This window comes from Paenibacillus sp. P4_A9 (assembly GCF_056402415.1).
The window spans coordinates 1-21,702 of the sequence record NZ_JBFUHL010000067.1; the positions used below are offsets into that span (position 1 = coordinate 1).

General features: G+C 46.1%; 21 protein-coding genes, 4 tRNA genes and 1 rRNA gene. 5 read left to right on the forward strand and 21 right to left on the reverse strand.

Annotated features, from left to right (window positions below):
• A 16S ribosomal RNA gene (locus AC1DVJ_RS25745) occupies positions 1-280 on the reverse strand; the annotation flags it as partial.
• Between the two features lie 388 nt (positions 281-668).
• Positions 669-1,538 carry a nucleotidyltransferase-like protein gene (locus AC1DVJ_RS25750; protein ID WP_477594764.1) on the reverse strand — a complete coding sequence of 290 codons (870 nt, stop codon included), beginning with the start codon at positions 1,536-1,538 and terminating at the stop codon, positions 669-671.
• A gap of 123 nt (positions 1,539-1,661) precedes the next feature.
• On the opposite strand from AC1DVJ_RS25750, the gene AC1DVJ_RS25755 reads away from it, so the two are divergent.
• Positions 1,662-2,069 (forward strand): YgzB family protein, encoded by a 408-nt coding sequence (locus AC1DVJ_RS25755; protein ID WP_477594766.1) that lies wholly within the window; start codon positions 1,662-1,664, stop codon positions 2,067-2,069.
• Positions 2,070-2,141: 72 nt separating this feature from the next.
• Here the strand turns inward: AC1DVJ_RS25755 and AC1DVJ_RS25760 are convergent, their stop codons facing one another.
• The 8 genes from AC1DVJ_RS25760 to AC1DVJ_RS25795 all read right to left on the reverse strand — a co-directional run bounded on the left by AC1DVJ_RS25760 (position 2,142) and on the right by AC1DVJ_RS25795 (position 9,612).
• The gene (locus tag AC1DVJ_RS25760; protein ID WP_477594768.1) at positions 2,142-3,845 is read right to left on the reverse strand and encodes a glycosyl hydrolase family 18 protein; all 1,704 of its coding nucleotides are present in this window, start codon (positions 3,843-3,845) and stop codon (positions 2,142-2,144) included.
• Positions 3,846-3,973: 128 nt separating this feature from the next.
• Positions 3,974-4,408 carry a peroxide-responsive transcriptional repressor PerR gene (perR, locus tag AC1DVJ_RS25765; RefSeq protein WP_477594770.1) on the reverse strand — a complete coding sequence of 145 codons (435 nt, stop codon included), beginning with the start codon at positions 4,406-4,408 and terminating at the stop codon, positions 3,974-3,976.
• 96 nt (positions 4,409-4,504) lie between these two features.
• On the reverse strand, positions 4,505-5,212 hold the full coding sequence (locus tag AC1DVJ_RS25770) for an MgtC/SapB family protein (protein ID WP_477594772.1): 708 nt from the start codon (positions 5,210-5,212) through the stop codon (positions 4,505-4,507).
• A gap of 62 nt (positions 5,213-5,274) precedes the next feature.
• Complete coding sequence (locus AC1DVJ_RS25775) at positions 5,275-5,766, reverse strand: GNAT family N-acetyltransferase (protein WP_477594774.1); 492 nt, start codon at positions 5,764-5,766, stop codon at positions 5,275-5,277.
• A gap of 60 nt (positions 5,767-5,826) precedes the next feature.
• On the reverse strand, positions 5,827-7,275 hold the full coding sequence (gatB, locus tag AC1DVJ_RS25780) for an Asp-tRNA(Asn)/Glu-tRNA(Gln) amidotransferase subunit GatB (protein WP_477594776.1): 1,449 nt from the start codon (positions 7,273-7,275) through the stop codon (positions 5,827-5,829).
• A gap of 36 nt (positions 7,276-7,311) precedes the next feature.
• Complete coding sequence (gene gatA / locus AC1DVJ_RS25785) at positions 7,312-8,769, reverse strand: Asp-tRNA(Asn)/Glu-tRNA(Gln) amidotransferase subunit GatA (RefSeq protein WP_477594779.1); 1,458 nt, start codon at positions 8,767-8,769, stop codon at positions 7,312-7,314.
• Positions 8,770-8,796: 27 nt separating this feature from the next.
• Positions 8,797-9,084, reverse strand: a complete 288-nt coding sequence (gene gatC, locus AC1DVJ_RS25790) for an Asp-tRNA(Asn)/Glu-tRNA(Gln) amidotransferase subunit GatC (RefSeq protein ID WP_056620610.1) — start codon at positions 9,082-9,084, stop codon at positions 8,797-8,799.
• A 147-nt stretch (positions 9,085-9,231) separates the two neighbouring features.
• Positions 9,232-9,612, reverse strand: a complete 381-nt coding sequence (locus AC1DVJ_RS25795) for an ATPase (protein ID WP_477594782.1) — start codon at positions 9,610-9,612, stop codon at positions 9,232-9,234.
• Between the two features lie 178 nt (positions 9,613-9,790).
• On the opposite strand from AC1DVJ_RS25795, the gene AC1DVJ_RS25800 reads away from it, so the two are divergent.
• Positions 9,791-10,078, forward strand: a complete 288-nt coding sequence (locus tag AC1DVJ_RS25800) for a DUF3817 domain-containing protein (RefSeq protein ID WP_477594784.1) — start codon at positions 9,791-9,793, stop codon at positions 10,076-10,078.
• 94 nt (positions 10,079-10,172) lie between these two features.
• On the opposite strand, the gene AC1DVJ_RS25805 is transcribed toward AC1DVJ_RS25800, so the two are convergent.
• From AC1DVJ_RS25805 to tkt, 3 genes are read right to left on the reverse strand one after another with little or no spacing between them, the layout of a single operon-like run.
• Positions 10,173-10,664 (reverse strand): NanQ anomerase/TabA/YiaL family protein, encoded by a 492-nt coding sequence (locus AC1DVJ_RS25805; protein ID WP_477594786.1) that lies wholly within the window; start codon positions 10,662-10,664, stop codon positions 10,173-10,175.
• Between the two features lie 52 nt (positions 10,665-10,716).
• Positions 10,717-11,373, reverse strand: a complete 657-nt coding sequence (gene fsa / locus AC1DVJ_RS25810) for a fructose-6-phosphate aldolase (RefSeq protein ID WP_477594788.1) — start codon at positions 11,371-11,373, stop codon at positions 10,717-10,719.
• 34 nt (positions 11,374-11,407) lie between these two features.
• A complete protein-coding gene (gene tkt / locus AC1DVJ_RS25815; protein WP_477594790.1) occupies positions 11,408-13,435 on the reverse strand; it encodes a transketolase in 2,028 nt (675 codons plus the stop codon).
• A 115-nt stretch (positions 13,436-13,550) separates the two neighbouring features.
• On the opposite strand from tkt, the gene AC1DVJ_RS25820 reads away from it, so the two are divergent.
• Positions 13,551-14,444: a LysR family transcriptional regulator gene (locus AC1DVJ_RS25820; RefSeq protein WP_477594793.1), complete on the forward strand. Its 894-nt coding sequence runs from the start codon at positions 13,551-13,553 to the stop codon at positions 14,442-14,444.
• A gap of 80 nt (positions 14,445-14,524) precedes the next feature.
• Here AC1DVJ_RS25820 and AC1DVJ_RS25825 read toward each other — a convergent pair whose 3' ends face one another.
• On the reverse strand, positions 14,525-15,538 hold the full coding sequence (locus AC1DVJ_RS25825) for a zinc-binding alcohol dehydrogenase family protein (RefSeq protein WP_477594795.1): 1,014 nt from the start codon (positions 15,536-15,538) through the stop codon (positions 14,525-14,527).
• Positions 15,539-15,657: 119 nt separating this feature from the next.
• Positions 15,658-16,488, reverse strand: coding sequence for an amidohydrolase family protein (locus AC1DVJ_RS25830; protein ID WP_477594797.1), 831 nt, complete (start codon positions 16,486-16,488; stop codon positions 15,658-15,660).
• A gap of 146 nt (positions 16,489-16,634) precedes the next feature.
• On the opposite strand from AC1DVJ_RS25830, the gene AC1DVJ_RS25835 reads away from it, so the two are divergent.
• A complete protein-coding gene (locus AC1DVJ_RS25835) occupies positions 16,635-17,504 on the forward strand; it encodes a helix-turn-helix domain-containing protein (protein ID WP_477594799.1) in 870 nt (289 codons plus the stop codon).
• 15 nt (positions 17,505-17,519) lie between these two features.
• Here AC1DVJ_RS25835 and AC1DVJ_RS25840 read toward each other — a convergent pair whose 3' ends face one another.
• Complete coding sequence (locus AC1DVJ_RS25840) at positions 17,520-18,821, reverse strand: (Fe-S)-binding protein (protein WP_477594805.1); 1,302 nt, start codon at positions 18,819-18,821, stop codon at positions 17,520-17,522.
• Positions 18,822-18,852: 31 nt separating this feature from the next.
• On the reverse strand, positions 18,853-20,268 hold the full coding sequence (locus tag AC1DVJ_RS25845; protein WP_477594801.1) for an FAD-linked oxidase C-terminal domain-containing protein: 1,416 nt from the start codon (positions 20,266-20,268) through the stop codon (positions 18,853-18,855).
• Between the two features lie 158 nt (positions 20,269-20,426).
• On the opposite strand from AC1DVJ_RS25845, the gene AC1DVJ_RS25850 reads away from it, so the two are divergent.
• The gene (locus AC1DVJ_RS25850) at positions 20,427-21,131 is read left to right on the forward strand and encodes a FadR/GntR family transcriptional regulator (RefSeq protein WP_477594803.1); all 705 of its coding nucleotides are present in this window, start codon (positions 20,427-20,429) and stop codon (positions 21,129-21,131) included.
• Positions 21,132-21,212: 81 nt separating this feature from the next.
• On the opposite strand, the gene AC1DVJ_RS25855 is transcribed toward AC1DVJ_RS25850, so the two are convergent.
• The 4 genes from AC1DVJ_RS25855 to AC1DVJ_RS25870 all read right to left on the reverse strand — a co-directional run bounded on the left by AC1DVJ_RS25855 (position 21,213) and on the right by AC1DVJ_RS25870 (position 21,614).
• Positions 21,213-21,291 (reverse strand) — tRNA-Leu (locus AC1DVJ_RS25855).
• A gap of 6 nt (positions 21,292-21,297) precedes the next feature.
• Positions 21,298-21,377 (reverse strand) — tRNA-Leu (locus AC1DVJ_RS25860).
• Between the two features lie 62 nt (positions 21,378-21,439).
• A tRNA-His gene (locus tag AC1DVJ_RS25865) sits at positions 21,440-21,512 on the reverse strand.
• Positions 21,513-21,538: 26 nt separating this feature from the next.
• Positions 21,539-21,614, reverse strand: a tRNA-Thr gene (locus tag AC1DVJ_RS25870).
• Positions 21,615-21,702: the final 88 nt, after the last annotated feature.

Below are 21,702 nucleotides of genomic sequence, written 5' to 3' on the forward strand. Positions count from 1 at the left end.
GTGAGCCGTTACCGCCGTTACCTCACCAACTAGCTAATGCGCCGCAGGCCCATCTTCAAGCCACAGATTGCTCCGTGTTTTATGATTCTCTCATGCGAGAAAACCAGTTATCCGGTCTTAGCTATCGTTTCCGATAGTTATCCCAGTCTTAAAGGCAGGTTACCTACGTGTTACTCACCCGTCCGCCGCTAGCTTACCCCGAAAGGTAAACCCGCTCGACTTGCATGTATTAGGCACGCCGCCAGCGTTCGTCCTGAGCCAGGATCAAACTCTCCATAATAGTTTAGACAATTGCTTGTCCGTATATCTGAAAGCTTAATTGCTCATTTGCGTTGCTAGCGAGATTTTGCAATCTCTTTTTTGAACGATTTCTCGTTCGTGCTTACTCACTCGTTGTTCAGTTTTCAAAGATCAATTTCTTTCTTTTTCTTCGTCGTCCGTTTAGCGGCGACTTTTATAATATATCACATTCGAACCATTCAATGCAAGCTTTATTTTTTCTCTTTATTTCAACTTCGCTTTACATGATATTGCTCGTTGGATTCAAATGCGTTACCGTTTTTAGCGGCGAGAGTTAATTTATCATAGAATCGCAATCAAAGTCAAGCGTTAAAATGAGAATAAAAAAAGAACCAGGAAAACACCTGATTCTTAAAGGTTTTGTAGCGTTATACACTTGTATACCTCAACTCAATTTCTGAAGTGTGCTCATCAATGATTACAGCTACTTCTTTTATTAATCCTTTTTTGACTAGTTTATTGAGTAAAAGAGGAAGCTCCGACTTCACTTCAACTAACTGCGAATGCTGTTGGAGCTCATCCGAGCTAAGCGGCTGCGCATTGTCCCTGAGGATTTGAATAAACGCCTCACAACAGCGCTCCATTTTGGACATAACAGAAAACTCACAAGCAAGTAAAACAAGCTGAACCCGCTGCTTCAAGGTCTCTCTACTCATCGTTAGCTCTTCATAAAGCTTATAGACCCCGGGATTAATGGCACGAATCTGCCTCCAGACCGTAATTTCGGGGTGATACCCATCTTCCACAATGACAATCCGAGCCCAATGATGAAGCGCTTCGAGAATGTTGTTATAGGCATCTAAAATATGATCATCTAGAATATATTCCTTGCTTTGCAAATATTTACGAAGAAAATGCGAAAATTCAATAAGCAGTTTATGCTCGCGCAAGTCTCCAGGAAATTCAAGTATTCGATGGCGTAGGCCTTCTAAATAAGTGTTCTGATCCAGAAGTATCTCCCCTTTTAACAGCCAGTGAAGAATATTGCGATTTACCCCTTGCCTGATCCATTGCTCAATAGAAGCAGGATCTGTCCATCTTTCTTGTATCCGTGAATCGTCTCTTATATAATTAGAGGTATGATTGTTCAGGCTCAGGTCGTTCGTTACTATTAAAAGTAGCGTATCAAAACCATCTGTCAGTGAGGGAAGTTGCTTAGGATTGTCTACCGCCATGACGCTAATGATTCTAGGGTCATTCCGGAACTTAAGCAATAACTGCTCTTTATTTATTCCCATGGGTTTCCAAAGCTCCTGTCTCCAATTGTTTCTTACTTATTTCTACAAGGGTGCACGGGTTTCCTGCTGAATTCTGTGACAAATCATACAAAACATGAGGTAAAGACTGGGGAGGAACAGACTGTGCGATTTAGATCAAGTAAAGTAAATGAATTCCGCTTATGGGGTCTTGTCATGACCATGGGTGGAATGCTGCTTATGATTATAGGACTTGCTGGCGTCGTTTTTGATTGGGGACAAGCAGGACGAGTGATTGCAGTCATCTTCATGATTATTGGAATGATCAGTGTATTGGTGAGTATGGGTATTTACTTCTGGGCAGGGATGCTTTCTACTTCAGCAACCGTAATCGATTGTCCGGAATGCGGCAGAAGAACAAAAATGCTGGGTAAAACAGATCGCTGCATGTTCTGTAAAACCATCCTTACGATTGATCCACAATATGAGCCAGTTGGTGAAAACGAAACGGCGTCAGAAGTACAATCAACTCAATTCGAACCAAGTCGAGAGCATGAACATAAGCCTCATTAATAAAAAAAAGAAAGCTGAGCCCATTTTTCAGGGTTCGGCTTTCTTTTTGAAGATAAGATAAGTGCGATTAAATCATGGTTGGACTGATGGTAAAGCATCCTTCGTGACTTGCCAAATTACAGGCTTTTCAAAGCCTCTTCTCCAAGAGGCTACACCAGCTAGATCATACTTTTCGACCAGGGCTAACCTCGCCTTAATTGAAACTTCATCCTCAAGCCAAATCCGAATCAATTTATTTCCATCTTTGTATTCTACATAATTTTGACCTGTATCCGCTAAGAAAGTAGGAGTAAGCTTCTTATCTTTTATAATTGTTTGTGCAGCTTCCATGGTTAATGTCTTGGAGGTTGCTGTTAATTTACCGTTCTTCGTTTCTTCGGTCCACTGCCGCGTATAGAATGGTACGCCAAGGACAAGCTTAGATGACGGAACTTTATCCGTCGTCAGAAGCGTTGTAACGGACCTCTCTACCCACGGCAAGGAAGACACCGAGCCAGACTTCGGACTCGTGGCCCAGTACTCGTCATAGGCCATCAACATCATATAATCGACTACTTCTGCTAAGGCTGGTCGGTCATAGAACATGGACCACATTTCATTGGTCGATTTAGGTGTTACATCGATAGACACCGATAAGCCTTGCTCGTGCATAAAAGGAGTCAATTCGCGGACGAATTGGACGAGATTTTCTTTATCTTTGAGATACACATTTTCAAAATCGATATTAATGCCCTGCAGCTTATAGGTTTGGGCGAAGCCAAGCAGTTGCTTAATCATTTTCATACGCAGATCATAGCTTGCTAATACCTTATTGKTGCGATCTGCATCGAAACCGTTGCTGAACAACGCCCACACTTGATAGTTGTGGTCATGCGCCCATTTGACATAAGAGGCATCCGCCAGATTACTTATTCGACCTGTATTATCCGCTACAGAGAACCAAGTAGGACTAATGACTTGGAGTCCAGGCATCTCTCCGATCTTGGTCGTATCCGGATTCTTCGAAATAACATGTTCCCACGTCATATTTAGCTTCCCAGTTATTGGCTTCCAAGGTACATATACGGACGATGACTGCTGTTGCAGCGGTATCGTCTCCTCATGATCTTCCGTTATTTCACTTTTACGGACGAAACCAATCGGGCCGCTCTCTAGCTGCACTTTATACCAATCTTCTTCAGTACCTATGATCATAACCTGCTCATTTACAGCAATAGTTGAAATAAACGGAGCTTTAATGGTTGCTTCTGTTCGCAGTTGCGTTTCTTTCTTGCCTGTATGCTTCCCCCACTTAATTACATCCCCTTGCTTAAAGATCAATATCGCACCTGTCTTCACGGATTCGCGGATTTCAAATGGATACAGCTGCTTCAAGGGTTCTATTGGGAGGTAAATGACGTCCTCTTTCTTCTCGACGGGAAAAGATAAAGAGATGGGCTTCTCATTCATCAGCGCTGAGAGCTCCGTTGTCTTCATTTGCATTACCTTATCTTTCGTGGTAATGATGACGGAATCGCTGCTTTTTTCATATATAATGGTCGGATCGATCCATTGCTGAACTAGCTCTAGCGGAAGCTTCAGACTTTCCTTTTCTCCAATTGCATTCGATTTAAAATAATCCCCTTCATAGAAAATCGGTTTCGCCAGCTCATGATAATCAGGATCAACCTGAGTACGATTAGGTGCCTTCTTTTGTATGAGAAATGTGCCCGCGCCTGCCGCAAACATCCCTAAGCATAGGGCACTAATTAGAATTATTTTTTTAGATGATCTCAACGCTTCACTTCCTTATGAGCAAATGTTAGAAATAGAAATAGAAAAAACGTGTCCGCTCTTCGCTAAAGAAGGGCTGAACACGTTCATTATACAACAGGAAAGCACAAAATGAGGAATTCTGCGTATAGTTAATGCTTGGTAGTAACCGTGCAATCCGGACATACGCCATAAATTTCTAGTCGATAACCGCCAACTTGAAATCCTGTATGCAACGCTGCTGTTGTCTCGATGTCAGACAACGGGGGATATTCAAAATCAGAAATTTTCCCACAAACCTGACAAACCGCATGATAATGGTCTGTCATATCCGCATCAAAACGACTCGAGCTGTCTCCGTAGGTCAGTTCCCGAACAAGTCCCGAATCGATAAATACTTTCAGATTATTGTAAACAGTCGCAACGCTCATGTTAGGAAATTTCGATTCCAGAGATTTGTAAATATCATCCGCTGTCGGATGAGTCATGGAATCCAGCAAAAAGGAAAGAATCGCATACCGCTGGGGCGTCATCCGAACACCTGTTGTTTTCAACTTTGCTAAAGCCTGTTCTAAATGTGCTGCCATGGTACTCACCACCTGATGTTAGTCATTAAAACCTTACATTATATTGTACGTTTGTTCTTTGACTTTTGTCAATGATGGTTCATGGGGGCTATTCCTTCAATTTTTACTATTTTCGATGGTCACACCAGTGACCCCTTGAATCTGATTCGTTTCTTCGAGCACAAGGCCAATAATAGATGGCTTTGGAATTGTAACATGAAACGTAATCTGAACGTGATTCGGTTTACTTCCATCTTCCGACTCTTCTAGTTTTATTTGCTTAATATCTATTTTGCGTTTACCTAATATTGTTGTAATTAACCCCAAAGTACCTGGTTGATCGATGGCTTGTATTTTTAAAATGCGTACTTTTTTCCCATTGAAATACTTATGCTCTACTTTATTTAGAATCCATAGGGATATTAGAACCATGAAACAGACTAAAACAGCCGCATAATAAAACCCCGCTCCAATCGCAAGACCAATTCCCGCAACAACCCATAGAGATGCCGCTGTCGTAAGCCCCGTAATCGATCTCCCATTGAACATTATCGTTCCTGCACCAAGAAAACCAATTCCGCTAATAACCTGAGCCGCTAAACGAGAAGGATCGATACGTACATTGACCTCATTTACAAAAGCACTAAAACCGTACATCGAAAGCAGCATTACGAGTGTTGAACCAACACACACCAGAATATGTGTGCGGAGCCCTGCTGCATGAGAGCTGACCTCTCGTTCAAATCCAATTAGACCACCAAGAAAAAGCGATAATACGAGTCTAATTGTGATGTGTAGCTGATCAATTACCCAAGGATTTTCCATCGTGTAACCGCTCCCTTTTTATATCAAATTGCACCCTTCGATTAAGTACAAGGTTAGGCTTGCTATAGGCCTGTAGCTGGGCGTTCAAATGTTGTCAAACTGACACCAGGAGGAACCGTAAATACGCGTCTCACGATGAAACCAAACCCCTCATAAAAACGAAGCGCAGGCGAATTCGCAGACCCCGTTGAAACGATAAATCGAGTAGCGCCCTTTCGCTCTTGTTCTATCAGTATATGCTGTAAAAGGGAGCTAGCAATCCCTCTTCGAAAAAAATTGGGATGAACCATCATACGACAAATCGTTACGATACTACCTTCACGTTCAAATGAAATGGCGCCTGCAAGCGTCCGCCCTTCTTGACCATCAACAAAGAACCCAAAAAAGGTTTCCTTCGCTTCAAGTATAGACTGAATGCCATCCCTCAAGGGTGGAATATCATCAAAGCCGATCAGTTCAGCCTCCACACGATAGGAAGCGATTTGGAGCGCGAGTAGGGTTAAAACTTCTTCATTCGTTTGTAAATGTAGTTGTTGGATCGACAGTGGAATCACTCCTAGTTGAAATTGAAAAGAAGTGGTGTCCTATTTAAGAGGAGCACCACTTCTACCTTATCATTTGCTGTTCAGGCACTCCACAATTAATTTATTGACGAGACCTGGATTCGCTTTACCTTTGGTTTCTTTCATGACTTGTCCGACAAGGAAGCCTACGGCTTTTTCCTTACCAGCTTTGAAATCTGCAACGGATTGCGGACTGTTTTCAACTACTTGCTCGACAACGGCCTTGATAGCACCTTCGTCGCTGATTTGAACAAGACCCTGTTCTTCAACAATCTTCATCGGCTCTTTGCCGGTTTCGATCATTTCTTTAAACACGGTTTTGGCAATCTTATTGGAAATCGTGCCTTTCTCGATCAAGCCAATCATCTCGCCTAAGCCTTTACCCGTAACCTTGACGTCGGAGAATTCAAGTGAGTTAAGGTTTAGGTATCCGAGTAAGTCACCCATGATCCAGTTCGACACGGCCTTGGCGTCTTGCGTATACTTCAAGCTTTCTTCAAAGAAGTCAGCCATCTTCATGGAAGCTGTGATTACAGCTGCGTCATAGCTAGGTAAACCGTATTCGCTGCTATATCTCGCTTTACGTGCATCGGGCAATTCAGGAATGGAAGCTTGAACACGTGCTTTCCAAGCGTCGTCGATGTAAAGGCTGACCAGATCCGGATCTGGGAAATAACGATAATCGTGTGCATCTTCTTTACCGCGCATAGCGAGAGTTTTACCTTGCGTTTCATCCCAACGGCGAGTTTCCTGAATCACTTCTTCCCCGCTTCTGAGAATTTCCGCTTGGCGGAATTCTTCATACTCAAGTCCACGTTGTACACCTCGGAAGGAGTTCATATTCTTGAGTTCGGCACGGATACCGAATTTCTCTTGTCCGAACGGTCTAATGGAAATGTTCGCATCGCATCGCAACGAGCCTTCTTCCATTTTCACATCGGAAACATCACAGTAAATCATGATCGCTCTGATCTTCTCTAGATAAGCACGTGCTTCCTCAGGAGAGCGCAGGTCTGGTTCGGATACAATTTCGATCAAAGGCGTTCCAGCACGGTTCAAGTCCACCAGAGAAGCATAACCGCCATCAATATGCGTTAGCTTACCAGCGTCCTCTTCCAGATGGACACGCGTGACTCCGATCCGTTTGGTAATTCCGCCAACTTCGATATCAACCCATCCATGCTCGCCGATCGGTTTGTCGTATTGGGAAGTTTGGTACGCATCTGGTGAGTCTGGGTAAAAGTAGTTTTTGCGATCAAACTTACTATTCGTCGCAATTGTACAGTTCAGAGCCATTGCCGCTTTCATCGCATACTCAACCGCTTGACGGTTAAGAACTGGCAGAACTCCCGGATGACCTAAACATACCGGACAAGTATTCGTATTCGGAGGTGCTCCGAATGAGGTTGCACAACCACAAAATATTTTGGAAGCGGTATGAAGCTCTACGTGAACTTCAAGACCGACTACGGTTTCAAATTGGATATCTGTTGCCGACAAAGTGAATGCCTCCTTCGTTACTCTTGAACTAATAACTTACAATTGCGGGCGCTGCTTGTGGTGGTCTGTGTGCTGTTCGAAAGCGTGGGCTACACGCAAAACGGTAGCTTCATCCAATGCTTTGCCGATAATTTGCAAGCCAACCGGAAGTTCATTCACGAATCCGCATGGTACGCTAATTGCAGGAATACCTGCCAAACTGACCGGGATGGTCATGATATCATTCAAATACATCGTTAACGGGTCGCTGCTTTGTTCACCGATCTTGAAAGCGGTCGTTGGAGCGGTTGGTCCGATGATGATGTCATAGTTGTTAAACACTTGATCAAAGTCTTGTTTGATCAGGGTACGAACTTGTTGGGCTTTTAGGTAATACGCATCATAGTAGCCTGAGCTTAGGGCATAGGTTCCTAGCATGATCCGGCGCTTAACCTCAGGTCCAAAGCCTTCGCTTCGGGATAGATTGTAGAGATCCAACAGGTTGCGTGCATTATCTGAACGAACTCCATAACGGATGCCGTCAAATCGAGCCAAGTTGGAGGACGCCTCGGAGGATGCTAGCAAGTAATAAGTCGCTACAGCATACTCGGAATGCGGAAGCGTTACTTCTTCCCATACAGCTCCAAGTCCTTCCAATACTTTAAGCGCTTCAAGCACTTTCTCTTTAACTGCTGGGTCAATCCCTTTGCCCATGTATTCTTTGGGTACCCCAATGCGCAATCCTTTGACGTCACCCGTCAATGCGCTGAGGTAGTTCGGGATCTCCACATTCGCAGAAGTGGAGTCTTTCGGGTCGTAGCCTGCGATAGCTTGCATAGCATATGCAGCGTCTTCTACATTCTTGGTCAGCGGCCCGATTTGGTCAAGGGAGGACGCGAAAGCGACCAAACCATAGCGGGACACGAGCCCGTACGTCGGCTTCAGGCCGACGATTCCGCAGTAGGCAGCCGGCTGGCGAATCGAGCCGCCGGTGTCGGAACCCAGCGCGAAGTACACTTCGCCTGCTGCAACTGCTGCAGCGGAGCCACCGCTGGAGCCGCCTGGCACATAATCCGTGTTCCACGGATTGTGGGTTGGGTGGAACGCGGAGTTCTCGTTGGAGCCGCCCATTGCAAACTCATCCATGTTGAGTTTCCCGATTGTCACGGCTTGTGCTTCCTTGAGCTTACTAACAACGGTCGCATCATAAATCGGAATATGATTGGATAGGAATTTGCTTGCGCAGGTTGTTTTCAAACCTTCAGTTACCATGTTGTCTTTGATCCCGATTGGCAAACCGAATAGGTCGCCACGAGATGCGTTGCTTAGAAGCTGCTCGTCCAGCTTAGCGGCAGTCTGTCTTGCATTTTCTTCATCTAATGTAAGGAAAGCGCGAACCTTGCTCTCCACTTGCCCAATTCTTGTATAAGATTGATCCACAAGATCCGAAACCTTAATTTCTTTACTTTGCAGTTTCGCGTGGATTTGTTGTAGGTTTAATTCAAACAAAGACAACGACAGGCACTCCCTTTCATCTTTAACTTATTCTAAAACAGCAGGAACCTTGAACTGCCCATCCTCATGATCTGGTGCGTTCAGCATAACTTTCTCAATCGGCAAAGACGGCTTCGCAACATCCTCACGCATCACGTTTACTAACGGCATCGCATGACTTGTTGGTACTACACCCTCTGTGTTCAATTGATTAAGCTGCTCAGCATATTTTAAAATGGCATTAAGTTGATCTGTAAATAGATCTTTTTCGGTATCATTGAGATCGAGTCTAGCCAGCTTGGCGACATGATCGACATCTTTCTTCGTTATGCTCACGTATTCTACACCCCTTGTATCAGCGTTTAGTCATTCTTTTCATTATATCCCAGAAATTTTGCGAACTCAATCCAGAATAAGGATTACTGGCTAGTGATCAGGACAAATAAAAAAACGACGGCGCACATCCACCGTCGCATTCCTATTTTAAATCCAGGCTTTAAGCCCGATTTGTTTAATAAATTCTTCGCGGGACTGTACTTCTTTGTCCCTTTCTTTCTCCGGTTCAATCACGGACTCGCCGTTCATGATTTTCAGGAACAATTCTTCATTTTTCGTTGCGAGCGCGTAATCTATTAAAGCTTCTCTCTCAACTTGCTCCGCCTCTTGCTGAAGAAGCACTTCTTCAAGCTCGATATCCGTTGCAGTTACATAGTAATGTTTGTTCTCTTTAGGGACACGCACGACATAGTCGAAAATGTTATCGTTGTTTCGGTCATAAGCAATTAAATAGCCATATCCGCCGATAGGCAGATTCTGTTCTAAACGATCAGCAATGAAGATAATTTTCTCGCCAAGACGAAGCATCTGCTTTCCCCCTACCTATATATAACGCTCAAATGAGTCTATGAAAGTAAGAATACGTTCTATTGCCTATCGTACTAAAAAAACTAGATTGTGTCCAATTGACATCGGTTGTTCATACTGCATTCATATTGCTATCCTAAGATGAGTTTACTTTCATTGATAAAAGGAGTTGCTTACTTTGCTAAAACGTTCTTTACAAGTCTTGCGCTATGTCGGTTGGGCGGAGGGTTCATCTTTTCTCATTCTGCTCGGTATCGCCATGCCACTTAAATATGCTTTCGATATGCCACAAGCTGTTTTTGTCGTTGGGATTGCTCACGGTTTTCTATTTTCGCTCTATCTGCTATCGTTTGCTTGGGTCACACTTCTACATCGTTGGTCCTTTGGACAAGTACTCGCGGCTTTCATTGCGGCCTTTATTCCATTCGGTCCGTTCTTATTCGATCGCTGGATCCGACGGAGCTAATATGATGGCAAGTAAAGCTTGAGTAAAAAGCCTAAGCAAGAGCCTAAAAAAAAGTCTGCCTAGCCAAGAAAGTTGGCTTGAGCAGACTTTTTTCTTAAAGATGCAACAAATCCTTATGGATTTTAATCACAATCTTCTTATTCGTCGTTGATTCGGTTATGAGGCAATTAGGCCGATGAATATCGGACGGGAAGCACACGGCAAACATGCCTGGCTTAAGCAAAATATCCGTTTCAGGCTGCGTATGGACTGATTCATAGAAAGCGATATCGTGTGTCTCAAATTTGTTATCCACAATGACAGCCTCATCATTCAGCTTATAGAAACATAAACGTTCCTCACCGCTTACCAGAAACTGAATATCCGTATACACGATATGAGACTCAGGCAACTGTTCTTCCCTTGGACGTGTCACCGACTCTTGCACATTGGCATACATCAAGTGACCATTATCGCCTTCCAAATCATACCGTCCTACTTCCGCCTCTCCCAGCTTACGATTCAAAATGTAGTCGATTCCTCGCGCTACCGCCTCTGGCCAAAGATGCCGTTCTTGCTCAAAATGCTTCACGTGGCTGATAATCATCGTCATTGGCTCCTTTTAAAAAGACCCGCCACATAGGCGAGTCTTCCATGTCTTAAAACTTTTCTTGTTTTGCGCCTTCCCAATCGGCAAGGAACTTCTCGATGCCCGCATCTGTCAGCGGGTGTTTGCTCATCGATTCTATCACTTTGTAAGGGACTGTCGCAATATGTGATCCTGCAAGCGCTGCTTCAATGACGTGAGCAGAGTGACGAACGCTGGCAGAAATAATTTCGGATTTAATACCATGTACTTGGAAAATTTGGCTGATCTCTTTAATGAGGTTCATACCGACTTGGTTGATATCATCCAAACGCCCGATGAACGGAGATACATACGTTGCACCTGCACGAGCAGCAAGCAATGCCTGTGTCGAGCTGAAAATCAACGTGACATTCGTTGGAATACCAAGAGATCTGAACACGCTTGTCGCTTGAAGGCCATCCAATGTCATAGGAAGCTTAATAACGACATTAGGGCTTAATGCTGCAAGCTTCTTACCTTGCTCAACCATTTCATCAGCCTTCAAGGAAACAACCTCAGCACTGATCGGTACATCGCCAACGATAGAGATGATTTCTTTTACTGTTTCGAAGAAGTCTCTACCTTCTTTGGCAATCAAGGATGGATTGGTCGTTACCCCTGCTACTACACCTAACGCGTGCGCTTTACGAATTTCCTCTACATTGGCTGTGTCGATAAACAATTTCATCCTGTACCCCTACCTTTTCTCCCGCTATGGGCGCTTATTGGAAATACTTCTGACTGATTTGTTGAACGATTGCTTCTGCGGTAAAGCCATATTCACGAATGACGCGATCTGCTTTCGCTGATGCTCCGAACTTGCGGATGCCGACAACGAAGCCGTCTTGTCCCGTAATTTCTTCCCATCCAGCCGGATATGCCATTTCCATCACAACATTTTTACTCACGTGAGGCAAAAGAATCGCATTCCGTACCTCTTCTGGCTGCTGCTCGAACAATTCACGGCTTGGCATGGAAATAACACGAGCTCCTATTCCATCTTGCGCCAACTGCTTCTTCACGTCAAGAGCTAAGCTCACTTCTGAGCCCGTAGCGATCAATTGAATCGCAGCAGTCTCGCCCTCAGCAACATCAGATAGGACGTAAGCCCCTTGATGAATATGAGCAAAAGCAAGCTTATCCGTACCCGGAAGTACCGGCAAGTTCTGACGGGAAAGCGCGAATACGAACGGGCCTTCCTTCGCTTGAAGGACATACTCCCAAGCAGCTGCTGTTTCATTCGCATCTGCAGGACGGAACAATGTCAGATCCGGAATCATCCGCAAGGATGGGATCTGTTCAATCGGTTGATGCGTCGGGCCATCTTCGCCGACAGCAATGCTGTCATGCGTGAAGACATACGCAACTGGGATCTTCATGAGCGCGGATAGGCGAATCGCCCCGCGAAGGTAATCGCTGAACACGAGGAACGTGCCGCCGAAAGCGCGCAGTCCGCCGTGAAGCAGCATGCCGTTCAGTGCTGCGCCCATGGCGAATTCGCGGACGCCGAACCAGAAGTTGCGTCCGCTGTAGTCTGCTGCGCTGAAAGCCGCAGCATCGCTGATCATGGTGAAGTTGGAGCTCGCTAGGTCGGCAGAGCCGCCAACCAGTTGCGGCACCCGCTTCGCCAAGCCGTTAATCACTTTGCCAGATGCGGTGCGCGTCGAGATGGCGCCGCTTTCTGGGGTGTAGCGCGGCACATCGGCATTCCAATCCTCCGGAAGGTCGCCGCTGTTCGCGAGCTCGAATTGCTTCGCGAGCTCGGGGTAGGCTGCCTGGTAGCTGTTCCACAGCTGCTCCCAGTCCGCTTGAGATTGAGCTCCCACCTGCTTGTGGTGGGCGAAGTGGGTGTAAACCTCAGCCGGGACGTAGAAGTCCGGCTCGAGGGGCCAGCCTAGAGCTTGCTTCGTCAGAAGCAGCTCGTCTTTGCCAAGCGGCGAGCCGTGCGTGCCGCCGTGGCCGCCCTTGCCGGCTTTGTTCGGCGAGCCGAAGCCGATTGTTGTTTTGATCTCAATCAGCGTCGGGCGATTGAGATCGGCCTTGCCCTCTGCGATCGCCGCAGAGATCGCATCAACATTGTTCTGCTCTTCCACGCGAAGGTACTGCCAACCGTACGACTCGAAACGCATCTTGACGTTCTCGGAAAACGACATGTTCAAGTCACCGTCGAGAGAGATATCATTCGAATCATACAGAACTACGAGCTTACCTAATTTAAGATGACCAGCGAGGGAGGCCGCTTCAGATGAAACTCCTTCCATCAAATCGCCATCTCCACAAATCGCATATGTGAAATGATCAACTACTGGGAAACTGGGTTTGTTATAAACGGAAGCTTGATGCGCTTCTGCCATCGCCATCCCGACTGCCATTGCAACACCTTGGCCAAGCGGACCCGTCGTTGCTTCTACGCCAGCAGTATGACCATATTCAGGATGTCCTGGTGTACGGCTTCCCCATTGGCGGAATTCCTTGATATCGTCCAAGGTTACATCATACCCACTAAGGTGCAATAAGCTGTAAAGCAGCATGGAGCCGTGTCCTGCGGACAGGACAAAACGATCACGATCGGCCCACTTAGGGCTTACGGGATTGTGTTTCAAATAACGTGTCCACAGCGCATACGCCATCGGTGCTGCGCCCATCGGCATGCCAGGGTGACCCATAGCCGCTTTCTCGACAGCATCAATTGTAAGCGTTCTAATCGCATTAATGCTTAATTCTTCAATACCTACCGCTGTTCCATTCAATGAGATACGCCTCCATCCAATATGGTTGTATTTCGTGCCTTATCTCTTTATTATAAGATGAGATGGAACATTCAAATAATTGATAGTTTCGATACTTGCTATAGAAGGTGTCTATATGGTTAATTTCGAGTTGTATAAAGTATTTTATTTAACAGCGAAATCCGGCAGCCTCTCCAAAGCGGCAAAAGAGCTGTATATTACCCAGCCCAGTGTCTCTCATTCCATTAAATTATTGGAGGAATGCCTTGGGCTTCCTTTGTTTGCTCGAACATCCAAGGGCGTTGATCTCACTAAAGAAGGCGCAATCCTTTACTCCTATATTGAACAAGCCTACAATTTCATTTCCCTTGCTGAGGAAAAGCTGAATGATCTTCGTAATTTCTCTAGCGGAGAAATCAAAATTGGTGGCAGTGATTCCTTGTGTAAGCACTATTTGCTTCCTTTTCTGGAATCGTTCCATGTCCAATACCCGCATATCCAAATTAATTTGGTTCATGGGACCACACCCGAGATTGTAAAAAATTTAAAAGAAGGCAAAATCGACATCGGCATTGTGAGAATGCCCATTCATGATGATCAGCTTCAGGTGCGTGAGGGCATCACCATTCAGGACTGCTTTGTGACGGGGCCCAAGTATCGAGAGCTGTCTGCCCACAAAGTTACGCTCTCAGAGCTGCTGACTTATCCAATTATCTTATTTTCCAGCAATAGCTCATCACGTAAGTTCGTCACCCGTCTATTCAGCAACAATGGTTTGCTGCTGGAGCCAGAGATTGAGCTTGGCAGTGTGGATTTACTGATTGAATTCGCGAAAATCGGCTTCGGCGTTTCATTTGTAACGAAAGAGTTTGTAGCAAGGGAATTAGCGGAGGGCAGCTTATTTGAGGTCAATCTTGAGGCAACGATACCGTCAACCAAGATAGGAATTATCACATTGAAGAACATGCCGCTCTCGACTGCTGCCGCTGCATTTGTTGCTGAGTTGGAGAATCCGGAAGAACTGAGTTAAGGGAGAGTCTGTGGATTGAGGTGTAAAAGCTCCACAATACCGAAAAACACACTCAGCTTCCCACTGAGTGTGTCCCCCTTTTACAAACATACCATCGCTTTTATAACCTGAGACTCCGGCTTCAGCCAGCTTTCGAATTGATCCACCATATCCTCGAAGGAGGAACGATGCGTGATATAACGCTTGATATCGATGCCACCAGCCATAAATGCGCTGCGCACCGTATCAAAATCCTCCACAGTCGCGTTACGGCTACCCATTAGAGTAAGTTCCCTCTTATGAAAATCGGGATCATGAAAGGCAATATCGGCCTTCACCAGCCCGACGTAGACTAGCTTGCCACCATTGGCGACTAGTCCGAAAGAGTCAGTCATCGACTTGGCATTCCCTGTTGCATCGAAGACGACGGTCGGAAATTCGCCGTTCGTTAGCTCGGCTAGCTTCTCCTTCGGAGCTTGGAGCGCATTCACGGTATGATTCACGCCCGCCCAATCCTGGCAAAACGCTAATCGCTCATCATTGATATCCATCGCAATCACGTTAGCGCCGCGCTGCTTCGCTAAAATCATAACCCCAAGCCCAATCGGACCTGCTCCGATCACTAACGCAGTTTCCCCGGCACGCAGCTCGGATCTTCGCACCGCATGAGCGCCGATGCTAAGCGGCTCCAGCATCGCAGCTTGGTCTAGCGTTAGTCCGTCCGCTTTAATCAAATGACTGATGGGAATCGAAACACGCTCTCTCATGCCCCCATCGATATGTACACCGAGCACCGACATATCTGTGCAGCAATTCGTTTTACCATCGCGGCATGCAATACAGTGACCGCAGTGCATATAAGGAATAACGCTGACGAGATCACCGATGGCTAACCCAGTAACTCCAGCACCAAGTTCCTCCACATATCCTGCCAGCTCGTGACCCAGAATACGCGGATAGCTGAAGAATGGCTGATTCCCTTTAAAAGCATGTAAATCTGTCCCGCATATGCCAATTCGCTGGATGCGTACGATTGCTTCACCCTCACTTGCAGTGGGCTCCTCTACCTCTACATATTTCAACAGCTCGACTTGTTCACAGACGATCGCTTTCATGATTGCCACCCTCCCGTACTAAAGCATTCTTATACATACGTCTTTTCGAGATCCAAGGGAAGACGCTCCAAAGCTCAGGACGGAAATATCGAGACCGGTTTTGCCCAATTTGCGATATTTCATAATTTATAAAACTCCTTTGCGTTCAGACCGAATAAGCGAGCCTTATCTTCTTCCGACCAGCTATCTGGTAAGGATTGCATTACGACACCTACAACGTCCTCGTACTCAGCAGCGAGCAAACAGACCGGCCAATCGCTACCGAACATCACACGTTCAGTCCCGAAAACCTCCAATATATGCTCGACATAGGCAGCAAAATCTTCTAGCTTCCAATCCGAATGATTGGCTTCGGTCACCATGCCTGAAACCTTACAATAGATGTTGGGATGCTTAGCGATCGCCGACATCTGACTTTTCCAAGGTTCAATTATACCTTTTGCAATCGACGGCTTCGCAATATGATCAATCACCGTGCGTAAACCTGGCACGAGCTCCAATAGCTCGATGACGGGTTCTAACTGATGAGCGACTACTAGCAGATCAATGGGTACGTCTTCCGCAGCAAAGTATCGCAGGGCTTCAACAAAATTAGGTTTAAGTATAGCCCTAGCATCAGGCATCTCTTGAATCATGACCCTGAAGCCTACATAGTTAGGATGCTGTCTGCACTTTTTATAATGAACAAGATAATCAGGATCGTCTAAATCAAGCCAACCCACAACACCGGCAATCGTATCAGCGGACTCACTCAAAGCAAGTAAATAATCCGTTTCTTCTAGTGTTGGGGCAGCTTGAACCACAATGGTTTTATCCAAATTAGACTTCTGAAGATGTGGAAGCAGATCATTCGGTAAAAAATCACGAAACAACACAGGAAGCTCTGGCGTAATCCACCCATAGTCTCCTCGGTCGATCTTCCAATAATGCTGATGTGCATCGATGCGCATAGCGATTCTCCTCTTCCCTTTAACTAATTTGATATCGCTTTCTTTTATTTTATCATCTATTTATCGATATGAAATATCGATATCTAGCATAACTATACGGTTTTTTGATATTATTGTATTAACCTGAAGCAGAAGGAGTGACTGATGTGGATCCTATCCGTAAAGTTTTCGATAATCAGGAGGCCTTCCCTTTTTCATTTGCCTATAAAAACACAAAAAGCTCGCAAAGCGAGCTTCCAGAGCATTTCCACGAGTGGTATGAAATTGTGTATGTGTACCGCGGGAGCGGCACTTTCTTTATCGATCACACCTTCTATGACATGAAACAAGGCGACCTGTTCCTCATACCTGGCAGCACGATTCATCGGGCAACTCCCGATAAAGACTCACCCGTGACGTCCACTGCGATTTATTTTTCTCCTGGCATGGTCCAGACGCCTCCATTAGGCGACGATTTCTCTTATTTGCATAGCTTCGAGCAAGCCGCGGCACTTCGTAGTTACAAATTGGAAACGCGATTACCCCAAAGTCAGCAACTGGAGCTGTTCCTAGAGTCCATGCACCACGAGCTTATACATCCTAGCTTAGGTCATCGCCAAGCCATCTTCCTGCAGTTGCTTCAGTTACTGCTGTATATCCAACGTGAAGTAGGTGCTGACGTAAAATCTCCAACGGTAGATTCACTTGTTGGCCCTTTATGGATGAGGGAGATCCTACTCTATATAGATCAGCATTTCTGTGAAGATATCGGACTCCAAACCTTATCGAAACAAGCCTCCGTTACGCCTGCTCATTTCAGCAGGGTCTTTAAGCAGTTGATCGGCATGAATATCACTACTTATCTCATGACTAAACGCATTATCCGTGCGAAGCAGCTCCTTCACGAAAGTGATGCTAGTGTTAGTACAGTCGCAGACTTGTGCGGATTTGAAAGCTTACCTCATTTCCACGCGATGTTCAAAAGAGTGATTGGCATGACGCCCGCGGCTGCTAGGAAGGCATTCGGTTCTTTATGACGGGCTTTACGCCTCTTATGCCTCTTGCTTCACAAGTCGGTCATATAAAAAGTCAGCGATATGCACGGCTTCCATATGGCCGGTTTGCCCATGCTTATCCACCCCTAGCTTCATCTGCAGTAAGCAGCCAGGATTGCTAGTGACGATATAAGCGGCGGCAGTCGCATTTACATTTTCCATTTTATGCTCAAGGATTTGATTCGCCATATCAGGCTGGGTCATGTTGTAAATTCCCGCTGAACCACAGCATGAGCCTGAATCCTTCATTTCGATATAGGCGGTGTTACTAACCCTTTGCAGCAGTTGCTTGGTTGGTTGGCTGCCCTTCATCACGTTACGAAGATGGCAGGATTCCTGATACGTAACTCGCGTTGGAGCTTGGTTAGTCTTTGTTTCAGCAAATTTGAGAGGGCGTCCCTTCTCTACGAGTATCGTACTGATGTCCTTTACTCGCTTCGCAAACCAAGCTGATGAATCCTTCCATTCCTCTTCGTCATGAAGCAAATGATCATACTCCACAAGGATGGCTCCACAGCCACCTGCATTCGAGACAATGTAATCGACACCCGCCTCTTGGAAAGATCTGATATTGCTTTTAGCCAATTGCTTCGCTTGATCACTTTCACCGCTATGTGCATGGAGAGCGCCACAGCAGTTCTGTGACTCAGGGATAACGACATCGAAACCAGCTTCGCTCAAAAGCTTCACCGTATTCATGTTGGTTTCAGTGAATAACACATCCATCAAACATCCGCGGAACATCCCCACAGTACCAAGCTTTTTGCCTATTGCCGGAATAAAAGTACCAAGCCGCTCAACAATCCCTTTACCTGAAGCGTCCGGAAGTATTTTCTCCATAGCAGCCATATGCTTCGAGAACAGACCGACTACACCGGAACTTCTAACTAGCTTCTGGATACCTGACATTTTATAAAAATGAAGCCCTGTCCCGAGCAGTTGCATCCTCCGTTGGGATGGGAATAGCTCTTTGAATACAAGCTTGCGCACACCCTTTACCCACCATCTATGTTGGGTCGTATGCACTTCAATCGCATCGCGCGCCTGTTCAATTAATTGACCATATTTCACATCTGCTGGGCAGGCAGGCTCACATGCGCGGCAACCCAAGCAGTGGTTCATCTGATCTTCGAAACGTATCCCTGGCTCCATTAGGCCATCCACAGCGGCTTTCATCAAAGAGATACGTCCTCTCGGTGACTCAGCCTCGATCCCCGTTTCTTTGAAAGTCGGACATGCTGGTAAGCAGAATCCACACCGCATGCAATTGGTTAATTGGTCGTAGTCCAGTTTCTGCATTAAAGTTTCCTGAAGTGTTGCTCCTTGGCTCTTAGACACGATCAATCACCACCCTGCGTCTGGATTCTTTTGCAAACATTTTGCCCGGATTAAGAATATGGTTCGGATCGAACGCATCCTTAATCCCTTTCATCATCGCGATCCCGCTACTTCCCACTTTCCATTCTAGGAATGGCGCTTTCACTAACCCGACACCATGTTCGCCAGTAATTGTTCCACCTAAGCGAATCGCAGCTTCGAAAATCTCTTCAAATGCCGCTTCCACACGGTGAACCTCATCATGATCTCTTGCATCTGTAGTTGCTGTAGGATGTAAATTGCCGTCTCCTGCATGCCCGAAGGTACAAATTTGAACCTCATGCTTGGTGGCAATTCGATTAATTTCCAGTACCATTTCCGCAATTTTGGAGCGAGGCACCGTTGCATCCTCTAATATCGTCGTCGGACGTAAGCGAGCAAGAGCGGTAAACGCACTGCGTCTTGCTGTTAGTAGCTTTAGCGCTTCCTCTTGTGTACTTGCAATGCTGACTTCATCTGCCTGCTCTTCTCTACAAATCTCTGAGATTCGAGCGATGTCACGTTCAACCATTTCTGGCTCACCATCTTGTTCAATGAGTAAAATGGCAGCCATATCTAGCGGCAGTCCTAGCTTAGCAAAATCATCCACAACACGAATTGTTGGGTTATCCATAAATTCCAGGGTTGCTGGAATGATGCGATTTTCGATGATTTTGGAAACGGTGCGCGCCGCGCCGTATAAATCCTTGTACATCGCAAGCATCGTTTTCTTCGCCTTCGKAGGCGGAATGAGCTTGAGTGTTGCTTCGGTGATAACTGCAAGCGTGCCCTCGGAGCCGACTAGCAGCTTTGTCAAATCATAGCCTGCTACGTCCTTCATGAGCTTGCCGCCGGTGCGCATGATTTCGCCTGAGGCTAGGACACATTCAAGTCCAATCACATAGTCTCTAGTAGTGCCATACTTCAAACCGCGTAGTCCGCCCGAGCACTCCGCGATATTGCCGCCAATCGTTGAAATCGCCATCGAACTTGGATCCGGTGGATAAAATAAACCCAATCCCTCGATATGCTCGATGAATTGCTTAGTAATGATCCCCGGTTGCACGGTGGCTGTCAGGTTCTGCAAATCGATATCTAGGATCGCGTTCATGCGATGCATGACCATTACGATCCCTCCATGCACAGGTACAGTGCCTCCGCACAAATTCGTACCTGAACCCCTGCTGACGAGGGGAATTCGGTGCTCATTCAGTACCTTCATGATCGCAGACACTTGTTCAGTATCTCGTGGATAAATCACGCCGTCAGGCAAAGACTGGAGCATCGGTGTCCCGTCATAGGAATGGGTAACTAATGATTCCATATCATCTTTATAGAAGCCATCGCCTACAATGGTCTGAAGTTGTTGTCTTACTAGTTTGTCGAGCATATCGAATCCTCCCTTTGAACACTAACTTACTATGCTACATTACCTCATGGTTCATTACACATGCATAATTGATCATGTGATCAGATGACTTTTATTCTATTTTAGCTTATGATGTAATAGATGTATAGAACTTTATCTAAGATTTCAGGGGGATACCGATGGTTTTTCAGCAAATCCGTCCACAAAAAGGCTCGGAAATCGTGCTTCAACATATCAAAGCTCAAATTGAGGGTGGAACTTATGCGCCAGGTTCTAAGTTGCCGACGGTTGTTGATCTTGCGACAAGCTTTCAAGTCGGGCGATCTACCATTAGGGAAGCCCTCAGCGGACTCAAAGCCATGGGTTGGGTCGATATTCGACATGGTGGGGGTACTTATGTAGTTAACCCCTTGCCGACGGAGACAACTGGCTTATTTGACCATAGCGATTCGCTTCAGGAAGTGCAAGAAGTGCGTAGATTCATTGAGGTTGGCTGTGCAACCTTGGCTGCAAGCCGTCGTACTGAGCAGCATTTGGCGGTTCTGAGAGAAATCCTACATGACATGGAGCACTCACTCGGCAATGAGGAAGCAAGTGAACAAGCCGACATTCGCTTTCATATGGAGATCGCTAAGGCTTCCCAAAACAGCCTTTTTATCGGGATGATGGAATCCTTAACCGAGCGGCTGCAGATGAGCATGAAAGCTTCACGTCGATTGTGGTTTTTCGCTGAGCGTGCTTCTGCTGAACAGCTTCTGCAAGAGCATCGCGACATAGTTGAGGCGATTGATGCTAAGAATGAGCAGCTTGCAGCAGAGAGAATGTCGCAGCATATTGCGAAGGTCGATCAAGTGATTCAACAATTGGCGCACAAAAACAAATAAGTAGATGACGCAATTTCACAACTTTATATGAACAACAAAAAAGCCTTACAATGTAAGGCTTTCCGTGTTTCATGCTTTTGATACCGGCGAGAGGACTCGAACCTCCACTCGTTAGAACTCGATTTTGAGTCGAGCGCGTCTGCCATTCCGCCACGCCGGCATGTGATGCGCGTAGAGGGACTTGAACCCCCACGGTCGCCCGCTAGATCCTAAGTCTAGTGCGTCTGCCAATTCCGCCATACGCGCATGCTGTAAATCAGGCAAATGATGAAGTTGCTAGCCGAAGCTGACTTCACTGTGAATTAATGGGCGGACGACGGGACTTGAACCCGCGAATGCCGGATCCACAAACCGGTGCGTTAACCCCTTCGCCACGACCGCCACAATACTAAAACACTTGAGAATAATGGTGCCGTCGAGAGGACTTGAACCCCCAACCTACTGATTACAAGTCAGTTGCTCTACCAGTTGAGCTACAACGGCATATTTAATTAAGAAATGGTGGCTTTGGACGGAATCGAACCGCCGACACGAGGATTTTCAGTCCTCTGCTCTACCGACTGAGCTACAA

What these genes read in the sequence shown, in the direction of transcription:
- AC1DVJ_RS25750 (WP_477594764.1), bottom strand. Translation starts at nt 1,538, where the DNA reads ATGGGAATAAATAAAGAGCAGTTATTGCTTAAGTTCCGGAATGACCCT.
- perR (WP_477594770.1), bottom strand. Translation starts at nt 4,408, where the DNA reads ATGGCAGCACATTTAGAACAGGCTTTAGCAAAGTTGAAAACAACAGGT.
- AC1DVJ_RS25770 (WP_477594772.1), bottom strand. Translation starts at nt 5,212, where the DNA reads ATGGAAAATCCTTGGGTAATTGATCAGCTACACATCACAATTAGACTC.
- AC1DVJ_RS25795 (WP_477594782.1), bottom strand. Translation starts at nt 9,612, where the DNA reads ATGCTTCGTCTTGGCGAGAAAATTATCTTCATTGCTGATCGTTTAGAA.
- AC1DVJ_RS25805 (WP_477594786.1), bottom strand. Translation starts at nt 10,664, where the DNA reads ATGATTATCAGCCACGTGAAGCATTTTGAGCAAGAACGGCATCTTTGG.
- fsa (WP_477594788.1), bottom strand. Translation starts at nt 11,373, where the DNA reads ATGAAATTGTTTATCGACACAGCCAATGTAGAGGAAATTCGTAAAGCG.
- AC1DVJ_RS25820 (WP_477594793.1), top strand. Translation starts at nt 13,551, where the DNA reads ATGGTTAATTTCGAGTTGTATAAAGTATTTTATTTAACAGCGAAATCC.
- AC1DVJ_RS25825 (WP_477594795.1), bottom strand. Translation starts at nt 15,538, where the DNA reads ATGAAAGCGATCGTCTGTGAACAAGTCGAGCTGTTGAAATATGTAGAG.
- AC1DVJ_RS25830 (WP_477594797.1), bottom strand. Translation starts at nt 16,488, where the DNA reads ATGCGCATCGATGCACATCAGCATTATTGGAAGATCGACCGAGGAGAC.
- AC1DVJ_RS25840 (WP_477594805.1), bottom strand. Translation starts at nt 18,821, where the DNA reads ATGCAGAAACTGGACTACGACCAATTAACCAATTGCATGCGGTGTGGA.
- AC1DVJ_RS25850 (WP_477594803.1), top strand. Translation starts at nt 20,427, where the DNA reads ATGGTTTTTCAGCAAATCCGTCCACAAAAAGGCTCGGAAATCGTGCTT.